Origin of the sequence: Cyanobium sp. A1C-AMD (assembly GCF_024346495.1) — a bacterium.
Classification (GTDB): domain Bacteria; phylum Cyanobacteriota; class Cyanobacteriia; order PCC-6307; family Cyanobiaceae; genus Cyanobium_A; species Cyanobium_A usitatum.
In genome coordinates this window covers 41,429-54,779 of record NZ_JAGQDB010000003.1, presented here as the reverse complement: position 1 = coordinate 54,779, position 13,351 = coordinate 41,429, and the positions used below count along the sequence as shown (strand labels likewise).

Annotated in this window: 14 protein-coding genes and 1 pseudogene; 9 read left to right on the top strand and 6 right to left on the bottom strand. The window is 62.3% G+C overall.

Going from position 1 to position 13,351, the window contains the following annotated elements; genetic code table 11:
• Nucleotides 1-41: 41 nt before the first annotated feature.
• From KBY74_RS01350 to KBY74_RS01335, 4 genes and pseudogenes are all read left to right on the top strand, one after another.
• Nucleotides 42-527: a hypothetical protein gene (locus KBY74_RS01350; RefSeq protein ID WP_254941155.1), complete on the top strand. Its 486-nt coding sequence runs from the start codon at nt 42-44 to the stop codon at nt 525-527.
• A gap of 13 nt (nt 528-540) precedes the next feature.
• On the top strand, nt 541-2,358 hold the full coding sequence (locus KBY74_RS01345; protein WP_254941154.1) for a penicillin-binding protein 2: 1,818 nt from the start codon (nt 541-543) through the stop codon (nt 2,356-2,358).
• Nucleotides 2,359-2,474: 116 nt separating this feature from the next.
• A pseudogene (locus KBY74_RS01340) lies at nt 2,475-3,461 on the top strand (transaldolase); the annotation flags it as partial.
• Between the two features lie 74 nt (nt 3,462-3,535).
• Nucleotides 3,536-3,913 carry a Crp/Fnr family transcriptional regulator gene (locus KBY74_RS01335; protein ID WP_254941153.1) on the top strand — a complete coding sequence of 126 codons (378 nt, stop codon included), beginning with the start codon at nt 3,536-3,538 and terminating at the stop codon, nt 3,911-3,913.
• An 8-nt stretch (nt 3,914-3,921) separates the two neighbouring features.
• Here KBY74_RS01335 and KBY74_RS01330 read toward each other — a convergent pair whose 3' ends face one another.
• From KBY74_RS01330 to KBY74_RS01310, 5 genes are all read right to left on the bottom strand, one after another.
• A complete protein-coding gene (locus KBY74_RS01330; RefSeq protein WP_254941152.1) occupies nt 3,922-5,088 on the bottom strand; it encodes an NAD(P)/FAD-dependent oxidoreductase in 1,167 nt (388 codons plus the stop codon).
• Nucleotides 5,085-5,624: a ribosome recycling factor gene (frr, locus tag KBY74_RS01325; protein ID WP_254937042.1), complete on the bottom strand. Its 540-nt coding sequence runs from the start codon at nt 5,622-5,624 to the stop codon at nt 5,085-5,087. Before frr ends, KBY74_RS01330 begins: the two co-directional genes overlap by 4 nt.
• Nucleotides 5,625-5,632: 8 nt before the next feature.
• Nucleotides 5,633-6,340 (bottom strand): UMP kinase, encoded by a 708-nt coding sequence (gene pyrH / locus KBY74_RS01320; protein ID WP_106502448.1) that lies wholly within the window; start codon nt 6,338-6,340, stop codon nt 5,633-5,635.
• Between the two features lie 65 nt (nt 6,341-6,405).
• A complete protein-coding gene (cobO, locus tag KBY74_RS01315) occupies nt 6,406-7,089 on the bottom strand; it encodes a cob(I)yrinic acid a,c-diamide adenosyltransferase (protein WP_254941151.1) in 684 nt (227 codons plus the stop codon).
• Complete coding sequence (locus tag KBY74_RS01310) at nt 7,086-8,378, bottom strand: site-specific integrase (protein ID WP_254941150.1); 1,293 nt, start codon at nt 8,376-8,378, stop codon at nt 7,086-7,088. Before KBY74_RS01310 ends, cobO begins: the two co-directional genes overlap by 4 nt.
• Before the next feature lie 122 nt (nt 8,379-8,500).
• On the opposite strand from KBY74_RS01310, the gene hemH reads away from it, so the two are divergent.
• The 5 genes from hemH (at nt 8,501) to KBY74_RS01285 (ending at nt 12,823) form a co-directional block, all read left to right on the top strand.
• Nucleotides 8,501-9,676 carry a ferrochelatase gene (gene hemH / locus KBY74_RS01305; protein WP_254941149.1) on the top strand — a complete coding sequence of 392 codons (1,176 nt, stop codon included), beginning with the start codon at nt 8,501-8,503 and terminating at the stop codon, nt 9,674-9,676.
• A gap of 10 nt (nt 9,677-9,686) precedes the next feature.
• Nucleotides 9,687-10,295 (top strand): M23 family metallopeptidase, encoded by a 609-nt coding sequence (locus tag KBY74_RS01300; RefSeq protein WP_254941148.1) that lies wholly within the window; start codon nt 9,687-9,689, stop codon nt 10,293-10,295.
• 142 nt (nt 10,296-10,437) lie between these two features.
• The gene (gene ilvB, locus KBY74_RS01295) at nt 10,438-12,210 is read left to right on the top strand and encodes a biosynthetic-type acetolactate synthase large subunit (protein WP_396111739.1); all 1,773 of its coding nucleotides are present in this window, start codon (nt 10,438-10,440) and stop codon (nt 12,208-12,210) included.
• Complete coding sequence (locus tag KBY74_RS01290; RefSeq protein WP_254941147.1) at nt 12,207-12,596, top strand: hypothetical protein; 390 nt, start codon at nt 12,207-12,209, stop codon at nt 12,594-12,596. The genes ilvB and KBY74_RS01290 overlap by 4 nt, the downstream gene beginning before the upstream one ends.
• A 20-nt stretch (nt 12,597-12,616) precedes the next feature.
• Nucleotides 12,617-12,823, top strand: a complete 207-nt coding sequence (locus tag KBY74_RS01285) for a GIVxVP protein (RefSeq protein WP_254930967.1) — start codon at nt 12,617-12,619, stop codon at nt 12,821-12,823.
• Between the two features lie 47 nt (nt 12,824-12,870).
• Here KBY74_RS01285 and KBY74_RS01280 read toward each other — a convergent pair whose 3' ends face one another.
• A complete protein-coding gene (locus KBY74_RS01280; RefSeq protein WP_254941146.1) occupies nt 12,871-13,311 on the bottom strand; it encodes a hypothetical protein in 441 nt (146 codons plus the stop codon).
• Nucleotides 13,312-13,351 lie beyond the last annotated feature (40 nt).

Genomic DNA, 13,351 nt, shown 5'->3' with positions numbered 1-13,351 from the left:
ATTGCTGCCTGGCGCCAAGAATGGTTCAATCGCGCAGTGCATTGCCCTTTCCCTTGGTTGCCTCCCTTTCGCCCCGGCAGGCTCCAGAGAGCAGCGTGACTGCAGGGGCTAAATCAAGTCGCAAGCTGCAGCAACGCACGCTCAAGCTGATCCAGGGTTCTCTCTCAGCCCGCAAACTTGAACGCCGGGCACCTTGGATATCCAACCTGCACCGGGCTACCGATGGCACCCTGGCTGGTCTGGGAATCTGCATGCTTGCCCTCAGTGCCCTAACCCTGCACTGGCAAAACCAATGGGGTGTGAGCTACCAGCAGATGGAGTCGTCCCAAGTGCTGGAGCACAAGCTGCAGGAATCAGCCGCCCTGCTGGAGCAGCACCACCTCGGTGCCGTGAAGCGTCCCGGCTGGCTGGTACCCACCAGCAGCGAAAAACTCATTTACCTGCCGGCTCCGAGCGTGGCCTCAGGTGCATCTGGCTTGCCACTGCTGAGCAGCCTGCCCCTGCGCCAGATCCGGACGGGCTATTGATGGCAATAATTCAATGAACAGCAGCCGTCAGCGTGGTCCGGTTCGGGCTCCTCGCAGCTCCCAGCAACGGGTGGTAGCCATCCAACCAGTGCCCGCTGGACGCCTGCTCGCTGTTTACGGCTTGCTGTGTGCCGGCTTAGTTGGCCTGGCGGGTCGGCTGGCCTGGCTCCAGGTGGTGGATGCCACCAACCTGCAGACCCGGGCCCATGCCATCCAGACCCAAACCACCAAGCCCATCGGCAAGCGACGCACGATCGTCGATCGCAATGGTCGTCTAGTGGCTCTCGATGAGCAGCGCTTCACCCTCTGGGCCCATCCCCGTTATTTCAACTTCCCAGGCGACGACCCCCAGAAGATCCGCACGGCAGATGAGGTGGCCGGCAAGCTGGCTGCCGTTCTCGCCCAGCCCAAGCCAGCACTACTGCAAACCATGGCCGGCCGGCCTAGCGGCGTGAAGCTGCGCACCGACCTCGACCCCGAAACTGCAGAACGGGTAAGGCAACTGGGCATTAGTGGTCTCGATCTGGAGGCCTATCCACACCGCATCTATCCCCAGGGCTCCCTCTTCGCCAACGTGGTGGGCTTTCTCAACCTGGAACGCGTTCCCCAGGCTGGCCTGGAGCAAAGCCGCGACAGTGATCTCAAGCGCCAGGAGACTGCCCTGCAGATGCGCCGCGGCGCTGATGGCACCCCCTTACCAGCGGGCCTAACGGCCGGCTCCCTCTACGGCGACGACCTGCGCCTACAGCTAACCCTTGACGCCCGTTTGCAACAGGTAGCCCTTCAGGCCCTGGCAAAGCAGGTGAAGAAATGGAATGCCAAGCGCGGAGCTGCATTGGTAATGGATGTGCGCAATGGCGAAATGCTGGCGCTGGCTTCCACACCCACTTACGACCCCAATAAGTTCTGGGCTTTCAATCCAGGGCTGTTCCGCGAATGGTCTGTGCAAGACCTCTATGAACCGGGCTCCACCTTCAAGCCGATCAACCTGGCGGTGGCCTTGCAGGAAAAAGCCATTGAGGCAAATGGCCGCGTTGCCGACACCGGCCAACTCAGCATCGGCGGCTGGCCAATCTTCAACCACGACAAACGGGCTAACGGCTTAATCGATTTCCCTACCGTTTTGCAGGTGTCGAGCAACGTAGGCATGGTGAAGGCCATGGCCCAGGTGAAGCGCGATCGCTTCTGGCATTGGCTGCGCACTATGGGGATTGACGAAACCCCCGATACCGACCTGCCTGGGGCGGTGGCCGGCGAGCTTAAGACGCGCAAGGAGTTCACCGGCCATGCGATCGAACCTGCTGTCGCCGCCTTTGGCCAAGGGTTCTCCCTCACCCCGCTGAAGTTGCTGCAACTGCACGCCATGCTTGCCAACGGCGGCCGTCTGGTGAGTCCGCACATCACCCGTGGCCTGCGCTCCGGCGATGCCCTAGCAAGCACACCCGGAGGCAGTGGTATTCAGTTGCTTGATCCAGGCGTCACCCGCACGGTGATGGCCTGGATGGAATCGGTGGTGGACAACAGCAGCGGCCTGGGTATGAAGATTCCCGGTTACCGCATCGGCGGCAAGACCGGCACCGCCCAGAAGGCTGAACGTGGCGTCTACATCCCAGGGGCCCTTATCACCAGCTTTGTGGGCCACCTGCCCATCGACGATCCCCGCTATGTGGTGCTGGTGGTGGTGGATGAGCCCAAGGGAGGCAATACCTTCGGTTCCACGGTGGCAGCGCCAGTAGCTCGCCAGATCATCGATGCCCTGCTGGTGCTGGAGCGGATCCCCCCTTCCCACCCGAAGGAGCTGCAGAAAGCAGTCGCCAAGCCCCGCGCCTAAGCGCCTGTGGCCGTTCCCTGAAGGAAGGGCATCGCCGCTGGGATAACCCGAAAACACTGGCTAGCGTGATTGCACACCGGGTCGATGCTCCGCCATCAGCCCCCCTCTTCCAGCCAATGGCCAACCTGCTCGATCAACTCGCCGCCATGACCGTGGTGGTGGCCGACACCGGTGACATCGACGCGATCAAGCAGTTCACGCCCCGCGACGCGACCACCAACCCCTCGCTGATCCTGGCGGCAGCCCAGATCCCCACCTACCAGAATCTGATCGACCTCTCCTTGCAGGAGTCGCGCCAGGTGATGGGTGCCGATGCCGGCGCCGATGCGGTGGTTCGCGAAGCCCTCGATGAAATTTGCATCACCTTCGGAAAGGAGATCCTCAAGATCGTGCCGGGGCGTGTTTCCACTGAAGTTGACGCCCGCCTCAGTTACGACACCGAGGCAACGATCACCAAGGCCCGCAAATTAATAGGCCTCTACAACCAAGCCGGCATCAGCAACGACCGGGTACTGATCAAGGTGGCCTCCACCTGGGAAGGTATCCGCGCAGCTGAACAACTGGAACGGGAAGGTATCCACTGCAACCTCACACTCCTCTTCGGGTTTGCCCAGGCCGTCGCCTGCGCGGAGGCCGGCGTCACCCTGATCTCTCCATTCGTGGGGAGGATCCTCGATTGGTACAAAAAGAGCAGCGGCCGTGACGGCTATCCAGGTCCAGAAGATCCCGGTGTGATCTCAGTAACACAAATCTTCAACTACTTCAAGACCTACGACTACAAAACGGAGGTGATGGGGGCCAGCTTCCGCAACATTGAAGAGATCATTGAACTGGCCGGTTGCGACCTTCTGACGATTTCGCCGGCGCTGCTTGATCAGCTGCGCCACACCGATGGCGAGCTAGAGCGCAAGCTCAACTCCTTCGACCCCGCCCCCACCGACGCCCAGATCCACCTCGACGAAGATAGTTTCCGTCAGATGCTGGCCGCCGATCCAATGGCCACCGAGAAACTCGATGAGGGCATCCGTGGTTTCTGCAAGGCCATCGAAACCCTCGAGGCCCAGCTAGCCCAGCGCCTTGGCGAATTGGAAGGTGCTGCTGCCCTTGTGGGGACCGGCTTGAAACAGGCTTAACCGAGGTGGGCCACACTGACCATTAAGTACAGAATATTCGCCTAGTGAACGCCCTCGACACCATGCGCGCCTTGGCCAGCAACGGTGAGGTTGTCAAGCTTGAGCCCGGAGAGCTGATTTTTAGCTCTGGAGATGCCGGCGACTGCATGTTTGGCTTACTTGAAGGATCGGTCCAGCTCAGCTGGAACGGCGACCAAGGCCACGAACAGATCAACGCCGGCGATGTATTCGGGGCAGGCGCACTGGTGACGAGTGATCACCGCCGCTACGGCAATGCCAAGGCCCTAACCGCCTGCAAGGTGCTGGTGATGAATAGGGAAAAGTTTTTGTTTGCCGTGCAGGAATCGCCGATGTTTGCGATTGAGCTGCTGGGATCAATCGACCAGCGGCTGCGCCAACTCAAGGACTGCACCAAGATCTGACCCGACCTTCAATTGCGCTGAAACAGCAGTCTCCGGATCACACGCTGGGCGATATCGCCATAGCCCATCTCGCCGGAAAGGATCTGGGCTATCCGCTGGGGAGCCGTAGGTCGCTTTATGCCGAGTTGATAGCCAACCCGCGGCACCCGGTAGAACACCTGGGCGATGCGCTTGCCCCAGCCCATCGAGGCGCCCCACTCAGCCCGCATCCGATTGGTGTAGCCCACTAGGGCCTGACTATCACCTACTAGCCAGGGAATCAGAGCTTCGGCGGCCCGGCAGCCGCTGATAAGGGCAGGCCGTAGCCCTTCGGCCAGGAAGGGGTCGCACAGGGAGGCGGCATCGCCCACCACCACCAAACCGGCATTGGCACCCTGGCCATGCAGGGGGTGGTGGCCATCCCAGATGCGAAGGCGGCCAGGCTGGCGTTCGCCAGCATTGGGCGGCAGGCCGAGGCTGGGCAGCAGCTGGCTGAGCACCGCCTCGGCATTGGCTGGGTCTCGGCCAATGAAGGTGCCCACGCCAATGCTGTAGCCCCCCTTGCGGGGGAAGGTCCAGCAAAAACCGTGGCGCACCAGGCCAAATTCAAAGCGGGCCGTGCTCGGGTCGCTCACCTCGCAATCCACCTCCACCGAAACTGTTTCGGCGTAGCGGGGCTGGCTTGGACCAAGGCCATGGCGAGCCGCCAACAGGGAGCCGGAGCCATCGGCGATGACCACGGCCCGGGCCTTTAGCTGCAGCGGTTTCCCCTCCGGCCCGCGAGACTGAAGCTGCCAGCAATCGCCTGCGCGCTGCAGGCTTTCCACCGCCACCCCAGTCAGAAAAGTAGCTCCAGCGGTCTGGGCCTGCTCCACCAAGTAAGCATCGAGTACGGAGCGGCGCACGATCCAGAAGGGCGAATCACCGGGCAGGACCGCCGTAACCGGGTCGCCCAGGCACCAGGTGAAGCGCACCTGGTCAATCACCGAATCAACGGCAGGGCTGAGATCGAAGGGAAATAGCCCCTGCATCGAGGCCGCCATGCCACCGCCGCAGGGCTTGGATCGGGGGAAGCTGGCTCGCTCTAGCACCAGCACCTCTAAACCGCCAGCGGCTAGGTGGAAGGCAGCAGCAGCGCCAGCCGCACCAGCGCCGACCACCGCCACATCAGCCACGCCAGCCGGCGAGCTGGTCACACCTTGAGGATGTCAGCTTCCTTAGTAACCAGAAGCTTCTCAAGCTCAGCGATGAATTTATCGGTGAGCTTCTGCACCTTCTCCTGTTCGTCGCGGCTCTGATCTTCGGAGAGATCGCCGTCTTTTTCCTGCTTTTTTACCCTGTCGATGGCGTCACGGCGCACGTTGCGCAGGGCAACTTTGCCCTCCTCGGCATATTTGGCAGCCAGCTTGCAAAAATCCTTACGACGCTCTTCAGTGAGGGGTGGGATGTTGATCCTGATCACCTTGCCGTCGTTGTTGCAGGTGAGACCCAGGTCACTCATGGAGATGGCCTTTTCGATCAGGCCCATCGAACCGCCATCAAAGGGCTGGATTTGAATCGTCTGGGAATCGGGGGTGGAGATGGTGGCGAGGGATTTCAGCGGCGTTTCAGCGCCGTAATACTCCACGGAAATCTTGTCGAGCAGGGAGGGGTTGGCTCGACCGGTGCGGATGGTGTTGAAGGTGCGTTGGGTCGATTCCAACGACTTGCGCATGCTGGCTTCCAAATCCATGGCTGGCGTCAGGGGTGAATACGGGTACCAATCGGGTCTCCGGCCACGGCTCGGCCGATGTTGCCGGGGCCGAACAGGTCAAACACCACGATTGGAATGGAGTTGTCCTTGCAGAGGGCAATGGCGGTGCCGTCCATCACCTCCAGCTCGGAGCTGAGCACCTCCAGGAAGGAGAGACTCTCGAAGCGCACCGCATCGGCGTGCTTATTGGGGTCTTTGTTGTAGACCCCATCCACTTTGGTGGCCTTGAACACCACATCGGCGCCAATTTCAGCAGCCCGTAGGGCGGCGGTGGTGTCGGTGGTGAAAAAGGGATTGCCGGTGCCAGCAGCGAAGATAACTACCCGGCCCTTTTCCATGTGGCGGATCGCCTTACGGCGGATGTAGGGCTCGGCCACCTCCTGCATCGAGATGGCGCTCTGCACCCGGGTTGGCACACCGGCCCGCTCCAGGCCGTCCTGAAGGGTGATGGCATTCATCACCGTGGCCAGCATGCCGACGTAGTCGGCGGTGGCCCGATCCATGCCAGCGGCCGATCCCTTCAGGCCGCGGAAGATGTTGCCCCCGCCCACCACGATCGCCAACTGGGTGCCACCGGCAACGCAGGCAGCCACATCGGAAGCAATCGACTGCACGATCTCAGGATCGATGCCATAGCCCTGCTCACCCATCAGCGCTTCGCCGCTGAGCTTGAGGAGAACGCGCTTGAAGCCCATTGATACCCCTGATCTGCCGGAGCGTAGCAACGGCCTTGCGAATTAACCTGCCGCCGCGGCCAGGTTCAGAACTCAATTCCCCGTTGAGCCTTGACCCCTTGCTCCCTGAAGGGGTGGCGCACCAGCTTCATTTCGGTCACCAGGTCGGCCCGCTCCAGCAGCTGCGGCGGCGCGCCCCTGCCCGTCAGGGCAACGTGAGTGAGCTCCGGCCGCAGGTCCAGTCCGGCAAGCACCTGTTCAATCCCCAGGTAACCCAGCTTGAGGGCGACGTTTACCTCGTCGAGCACCACCAGCTTGCGACTGGCATCCGCGAGGTAGACCAACGACTGCTCCCAGGCCTGCTGCACCAGCTGCCGATCACGATCCCGGTCTTGGGTTTCCCAGGTGAAGCCTTCGCCCAGGGCGTGCCAGTGCAGCGCCTCCCCAAACAGCTCCAGGGCTTTTGCCTCCCCGGGCTGCCAGCCCCCTTTGATGAACTGCACCACCGCCACCTGGTCGCCATGACCCAGGGTGCGCAGCGCCAGGCCAAGGGCCGCCGTGGTTTTGCCCTTGCCATCGCCGGTGAACACCAGCACCAGGCCCTTTTCCAAGTTGCGCTCACCAACCCGTTGTTGCTGCACCTCCTTGCGACGGGCCATGCGGCGGCGATAGCCGTCCTGATCAGCTTCTGGCGCCAGATCACCGCCGGGACCCAGCTCCGCCGCTGCCGCATCAAGGCTTGAGGCTTGGTCGCTGGAGTGCTGATTCACGGAGTTAGCAAAGCGTTGACACCACTCTGGCGGTGACGGGCCAGGGCCGCATCCACCGCCTGCTGCTGGTCTCGCCGGGTGATCCAGTGGTGATAGGTGCGGGTATGAATAGCCACCGAGTGGCCCATCATCCGGGCCGCGACCGTGTCCGGCAGGCCGATATGAATAGTTCGCACCGCCCAGGCATGGCGCAGGTCGTAGGGGGTGATCGGCAACTCGTAGCGGCGAAACTGCTCAGCCACCCGGCGGCCCACCTGCTGCAGGGTCGTCTGGCGCAGGTCGGTTGCCACCGCTGGCAGGGGCGGCTGGGAACCCCCCAGCTGCTCCAAGCCGAAATGCTCCACCCAATCGGGCTGGAACGGCCACACCTGATGTTCACCGGTCTTGGAGGTGGGCAGCACCCGAATCACCCGGTCACCACCTGGGGCAAGGGCCGAAAGATCACAGAAGAACACCTCGTGATTGCGCAAGCCGTAGGTGGCCATCAAGCCGTAGGCCAGGCGCCAGGCCGGATTGGGGATCTGCTCGGCCCACAACAAAATCTGAGGATCACCCGGAAGCCGCCGGAACTGGGCCGCATGTAGGCCATAACCAGCAGCCCTCTCACTCCAGTTATCGGGCAGGTCGAGCTCAAAGTGGCGAGCCAGGGCGGCCAGGGCGGTGCCGCACTGCTGGCGGCTGCGACTGCTGGCGGCGTAGCTCTCTAGCGCCATTTCAAGTAGGGGCAGACCCAAGGGCAGGTCGCGCTCGGCCGCAACGGCCGCCAGGCGCCGCAGGTAGGGCAGGTAGGCGCTGCTCCAGGTGGTGCGACAACCGGCAGGGTTGCGGCGGCGGCGGGGATCGGCAAAAAATGCTGCTTCAAAAGCTGCCAACCCCAGCAAATCGCCCGCGGCGGGCTGAGTAGCTGTCGGAAACCATGAAGTTGAGGGTGAAGGTGAAGGTGGCTGAGCTTGTTGAACCCCCCAGTCACTCCATGCGAAGCGTCCTTGCTGCAGCTGACGCAACACCTCTTTAAGCCGCTCCCTAGCCAGCTCAAGACCAGCAGTATCGGCAGGCAGCCCGAGACTGATGCGCTGCACCGGGTGGCGGCCCGAGCCCCGGCGACAGGGAAGGGGCCCGCGCAGGCCCAACCTTTGGCCGCGCAGCTCTATGCGCAAGGAGACTCCGGCTTGGGCTAGGGCTTGGTTTGCCTGGGCGAGACCGATCTGCAAGTTGCCCAAGGCTTCAGTGGAAACTGCTGAGCTGGCATCTGCCCTAGCCAGATCCAGCTCCACCGCTGCTTTTGCCATGGGCCCAGCACAGAGGCTGACGTTCCAGCACACAACTTGACGTTATCGATCCTGCGCCTTGGTCGCTAGGGGAGGAGCGGCAGCGTTACGCTCTCATCCTCTGAGCCGCGTGGAACGAGGGCATGGCCAAAGTTGGCGTGCTGCTGCTGAACCTCGGTGGACCCGAGCGTATCCAGGACGTTGGGCCGTTTCTCTACAACCTGTTTTCCGATCCGGAAATCATTCGGTTGCCCAATCCAGCTCTACAAAAACCGTTGGCCTGGCTGATTAGTAGCCTGCGGGCTGGCAAGTCCCAGGAGGCGTACCGCTCCATCGGTGGTGGTTCACCGCTGCGGCGTATCACCGAGCAACAGGCCCGCGAACTGCAGAGCGAACTCCGCACTCGCGGCATCGAAGCCACCAGTTATGTGGCGATGCGCTACTGGCATCCCTTCACCGAGTCGGCTGTGGCCGACATCAAGGCCGACGGGGTTGAGGAGGTGGTAGTGCTGCCCCTTTATCCCCACTTCTCGATCAGCACCAGCGGTTCGAGTTTCCGCGAGCTGCAACGGTTGCGCCAGGCCGACAGTGGCTTTTCCCGGCTGCCGATCCGCTGCATTCGCAGCTACTACGACGACCCCGGCTACGTGGGTGCCATGGCCGGCCTAATTGCCCGCGAAATCCAGGCTTGCCCCGAGCCCTCAAAAGCCCATGTGTTTTTTAGTGCCCATGGGGTGCCTAAGAGCTATGTGGAGGAGGCGGGCGACCCTTACCAAAAAGAGATCGAATCCTGCGCCCAGCTGATCATGGAGCGACTTGATAGTGATCTGGGCTTCGCCAATCCCTTCACGCTCGCCTACCAGAGCCGGGTAGGTCCGGTGGAGTGGCTTAGGCCTTACACAGATGATGCCCTGCAGGATCTCGGCGCCGCTGGCATCAAGGATTTGGTGGTGGTGCCGATCAGTTTCGTCAGCGAGCACATTGAGACCCTCGAGGAGATCGATATCGAATACCGGGAGATAGCGACCGAGGCAGGCATCATCAATTTCCGGCGTGTGCCAGCCCTAGACACCACCCCGGCCTTCATCAACGGCTTAGCCGATCTGGTGCAGCAGGCCATGGCTGGGCCCGAGGTGAACCTCGACCAGGCCGCCGAATTGCCCAGCAAGGTGAAGCTCTACCCCCAGGACAAATGGGCCTGGGGTTGGAACAACAGCTCTGAAGTTTGGAATGGGCGCTTGGCGATGGTGGGATTTTCCGCTTTCCTGCTGGAGCTACTCAGTGGAAAGGGACCGCTGCATGCGCTGGGCCTGCTCTGAGCGCCCTCTAATGCAGAGCCGTCTAATGCAGGGAGGACTGACCGTGGCGGCGGTCGTGTTCAGCGGCAGCGCCTGCCTGTTGCTGTCCAGCTCGGCGGGGCTGGCCCAGAGTCGCTGGCAGATGGGGGTTTTTCCCGTCACCAGCTTCCTTGCCTACACCAGCCATTTCGGTACCCGCACCGGCCCCTGGGGTCGGGTTGAGCCCCATTACGGCCTTGATATCGCGGCGCCCATGGGATCGCCGATCCGCAACTGGTGGGCTGGCTCAGTGCAGGACGTGATCAACGACGGAGGCTGCGGCTTGGGGCTGGTGATTCGTTCGGGCGATTACGAGCACATCTACTGCCATTTGTCCGGCCGGGTTTCAGGCGGCACCTACAGCAGTGGTCAGGTGCTGCTGCGCCAGGGCCAGGGCGTACGCACGGGGCAACTAATCGGCCATGTGGGCATGAGCGGCCGCACTACTGGTCCACACCTGCATTGGGGCATGCGCCATGGCGGTCGCTGGCTAGACCCAGCCCAGATCCTGCGAGCTATGGCAGCCGGCAGGCGCCAGCAACCAGGTCGGGCAACTGCCCCGAAAGCGCCGCCGGCAACTAGGGTTGCCGTAATCCGTTAACCGCCAAGTTGATTGGCCTGCAGCAGCCGTGACGCTGACGCCCCTCGCCTCTGCGGCCCAGTCCGCTACCGCCACAACTAGTGGTGATGACACTGTTTCTGAAGCTTTTGCTCCTCAGCGAGTAAACGGCGGCTATGCCCTGATGGATGCCCTGCATCGCCATGGAGTGCGCCACATCTTTGGCTATCCCGGCGGCGCGATCCTGCCCATCTATGACGAACTGCACAAGGCAGAATCCCGTGGCTGGTTGAAGCACATCCTCGTGCGCCATGAGCAGGGCGGCACCCATGCGGCCGATGCCTACGCGCGAGCCACCGGCGAAGTTGGCGTCTGCTTTGGAACTTCGGGGCCTGGCGCCACCAACCTGGTCACCGGTATCGCCACCGCCCAGATGGACTCGGTGCCGATGGTGGTGATCACCGGGCAGGTTCCGCGGGCCTCGATTGGCACCGACGCCTTCCAGGAAACCGACATCTTCGGCATAACCCTGCCGATCGTGAAGCACTCCTGGGTGGTGCGCGATCCCCGCGACATCGGCAGGATCGTGGCTGAAGCCTTTTTGATTGCAGCCAGTGGCAGGCCCGGCCCGGTGCTGATTGACGTGCCCAAGGACGTCGGTCTGGAGGAATTCGACTACACGCCGGTGGCTCCGGGCTCGGCGATTCCAGCTGGATTCAAGTTGCCACCCAGCCCCGACCCCGAGGCCGTTGCCGCGGCTCTGGCCTTGATCCGCCAAGCCCGTCGCCCCCTGCTCTACGTCGGTGGTGGAGCCATCAGCAGCGGGGCCCATGGCGCCGTGAAACAGCTGGCCGAACGCTTCCGCCTGCCTGTAACCACAACCTTGATGGGTAAGGGAGCCTTCGATGAGAAGCACCCCCAATCGGTGGGCATGCTCGGCATGCATGGCACCGCCTATGCCAATTTCGCAGTCACAGAGTGCGATCTGCTGATTGCCACCGGTGCCCGTTTCGATGACCGGGTCACAGGCCGGCTGGATGGCTTTGCGCCCCGGGCCCAGGTGATCCACATCGATATCGACGCGGCGGAGATGGGCAAAACCCGCCTACCCGATGTGGCCTTGGTGGCCGATGTCCAGGCCGCGCTAGCAGCCCTTCTGGCTGCCTCAGCCCAGGACAGCTCGGAGGGCCGCACCGAGGCCTGGTTGCAGCGCATCGACAGCTGGAAGCAGAACTATCCCCTGGTGGTGCCCGATCCGGAGGGAGACATCGCCCCCCAGGAAGTGGTTGTCGCCCTGAGGGAGCTGGCACCAGATGCCTTCTACACCACAGATGTGGGCCAACACCAGATGTGGGCCGCCCAATTTCTACACAATGGCCCCCGGCGCTGGATCAGCTCGGCGGGCCTTGGCACGATGGGATTCGGCATGCCCGCAGCCATGGGCGTGCAGACCGCCTTCCCGGATGAGAAGGTGATCTGTGTTGCCGGCGACGCCAGCATCCTGATGAACATTCAGGAACTGGGCACTCTCAGCCAATACAACCTGCCGGTGAAGGTGGTGGTGATTAACAACGGCTGGCAGGGCATGGTGCGCCAGTGGCAGGAGAGCTTCTACGGAGAGCGCTACTCGGCCTCGGAAATGACCAATGGCATGCCTAATTTCGCAGCTCTAGCGGAATCCTTCGGCGTTCGGGGCGTGCGCATCGACGAACGGGCCAACCTGCGCCAGCAACTGCAGGAGGCCCTTGACCATCCCGGGCCTGCCTTCATCGATGTCAAGGTGCGCCGCAACGAGAACTGCTATCCGATGGTTCCCCCCGGCGCCAGCAACGCTCAGATGGTGGGGCTGCCATCCCATCCAGAGCTAGCTATCGACACGAGCCGCCATTGCCACTCCTGCGGTAGCACCACCGAAAGTGCCCACCTGTTCTGCCCCAGCTGCGGCGCCAAGCTTTGAGATGGCTCGCCGCATTGCTGGCGGTTTTATTGGTGTGGCCTGGAGCCGCCTTGGCGGCCGAGGTGCTGCAAGTGCGGGGGGCAACCCTGCTCCAGCTAGGCGACCAAAACCGTAGCTACACGGTGCAGCTGGCCTGTGTGGAGGTAGCTGAAGCTAAGCAGTCTGAGGCAGTGGCTTGGCTTCGGCAAGCCGTTCCTCGCCACACACGCGTCAATTTGCGGCCGATGGGCCAAAACCAGGGTGTGCTGTTGGCAAGGGTTCAGCCGCTGGCTCCCGTGCGTGGCAGCACAAACCAAGCAGCAGATCTGGGCAGCGGTTTAATCGCAGCTGGTCTGGCCCAAGCCGACTCCCTCGCCAGCGCCGACTGTGCCAACGTCGCAGCCTGAATGAGGCCACTTATCTGCCCATGAGTCTGAATCGAACCGCAAAGGGCATAGTGTTAGTGCCCTCCCTGCTGCTAGGGGGAGCCTTCCTGGCGGCGGGGGTATGGAGTGAGGGCCCCGCGGCGAGTAATAAAACCCTGGCCCTTAGCTTGGGCGGATTGCTGATGGCTGCTGGGCTACTGGCCCAACTCCTACCGGAGAGCAAGCCAGAGTCTTCCGACTCCGACTGATCTCCAGTCAATGGGCAAGTTTGATCTCCAGTCAAATGGCAAGCTCTTTACTTCTTGGGCTGGGCTTTGTTGGCCTGGGCTGTGTACTGGGCGATCACTTCGTCCACAAATTTTTTATCGTCGGCGGTGATCTTGGCGTAACAGCCCTGCTTAACCCGGCCCACAATCTGCACAATGCTGCCGTTGACAATCTGGGCTGCTTCAAGCTTGCCGCTGCCAGCTATCTGACCACCATGGGCAGCGGTCACCACGTAGGTGATCGCCTTGGCATTGGAGATAACGGCGTTCTGCACGGCCAATTTTTGCTCCACCGCCAGCTCACAGACGTTGACGGCGGCGGCGAGAGCCAGATCGTTCATGGTCTCCAGGCTGACTGGCTTGGCCGCAGCGGCGGCAGCCCCAGGCGACTGGGCGAAGACAGGAGCTCCCAGCAGAGCGGTGGTACTTAGGGCGGAAGCAGCGATCCAGGCGAGGGAAAAGCGAGACACAGAAACTTGCGAGCAACGAAAAAGCTTCACCCCACTGTGC

Excerpts from the sequence above, each read along its gene's own strand:
- frr (WP_254937042.1), bottom strand. The coding sequence starts at position 5,624 with ATGGATTTGGAAGCCAGCATGCGCAAGTCGTTGGAATCGACCCAACGC.
- KBY74_RS01345 (WP_254941154.1), top strand. The coding sequence starts at position 541 with ATGAACAGCAGCCGTCAGCGTGGTCCGGTTCGGGCTCCTCGCAGCTCC.
- KBY74_RS01285 (WP_254930967.1), top strand. The coding sequence starts at position 12,617 with ATGAGTCTGAATCGAACCGCAAAGGGCATAGTGTTAGTGCCCTCCCTG.
- KBY74_RS01310 (WP_254941150.1), bottom strand. The coding sequence starts at position 8,378 with ATGGCAAAAGCAGCGGTGGAGCTGGATCTGGCTAGGGCAGATGCCAGC.
- hemH (WP_254941149.1), top strand. The coding sequence starts at position 8,501 with ATGGCCAAAGTTGGCGTGCTGCTGCTGAACCTCGGTGGACCCGAGCGT.
- KBY74_RS01300 (WP_254941148.1), top strand. The coding sequence starts at position 9,687 with ATGCAGAGCCGTCTAATGCAGGGAGGACTGACCGTGGCGGCGGTCGTG.
- ilvB (WP_396111739.1), top strand. The coding sequence starts at position 10,438 with ATGGATGCCCTGCATCGCCATGGAGTGCGCCACATCTTTGGCTATCCC.
- pyrH (WP_106502448.1), bottom strand. The coding sequence starts at position 6,340 with ATGGGCTTCAAGCGCGTTCTCCTCAAGCTCAGCGGCGAAGCGCTGATG.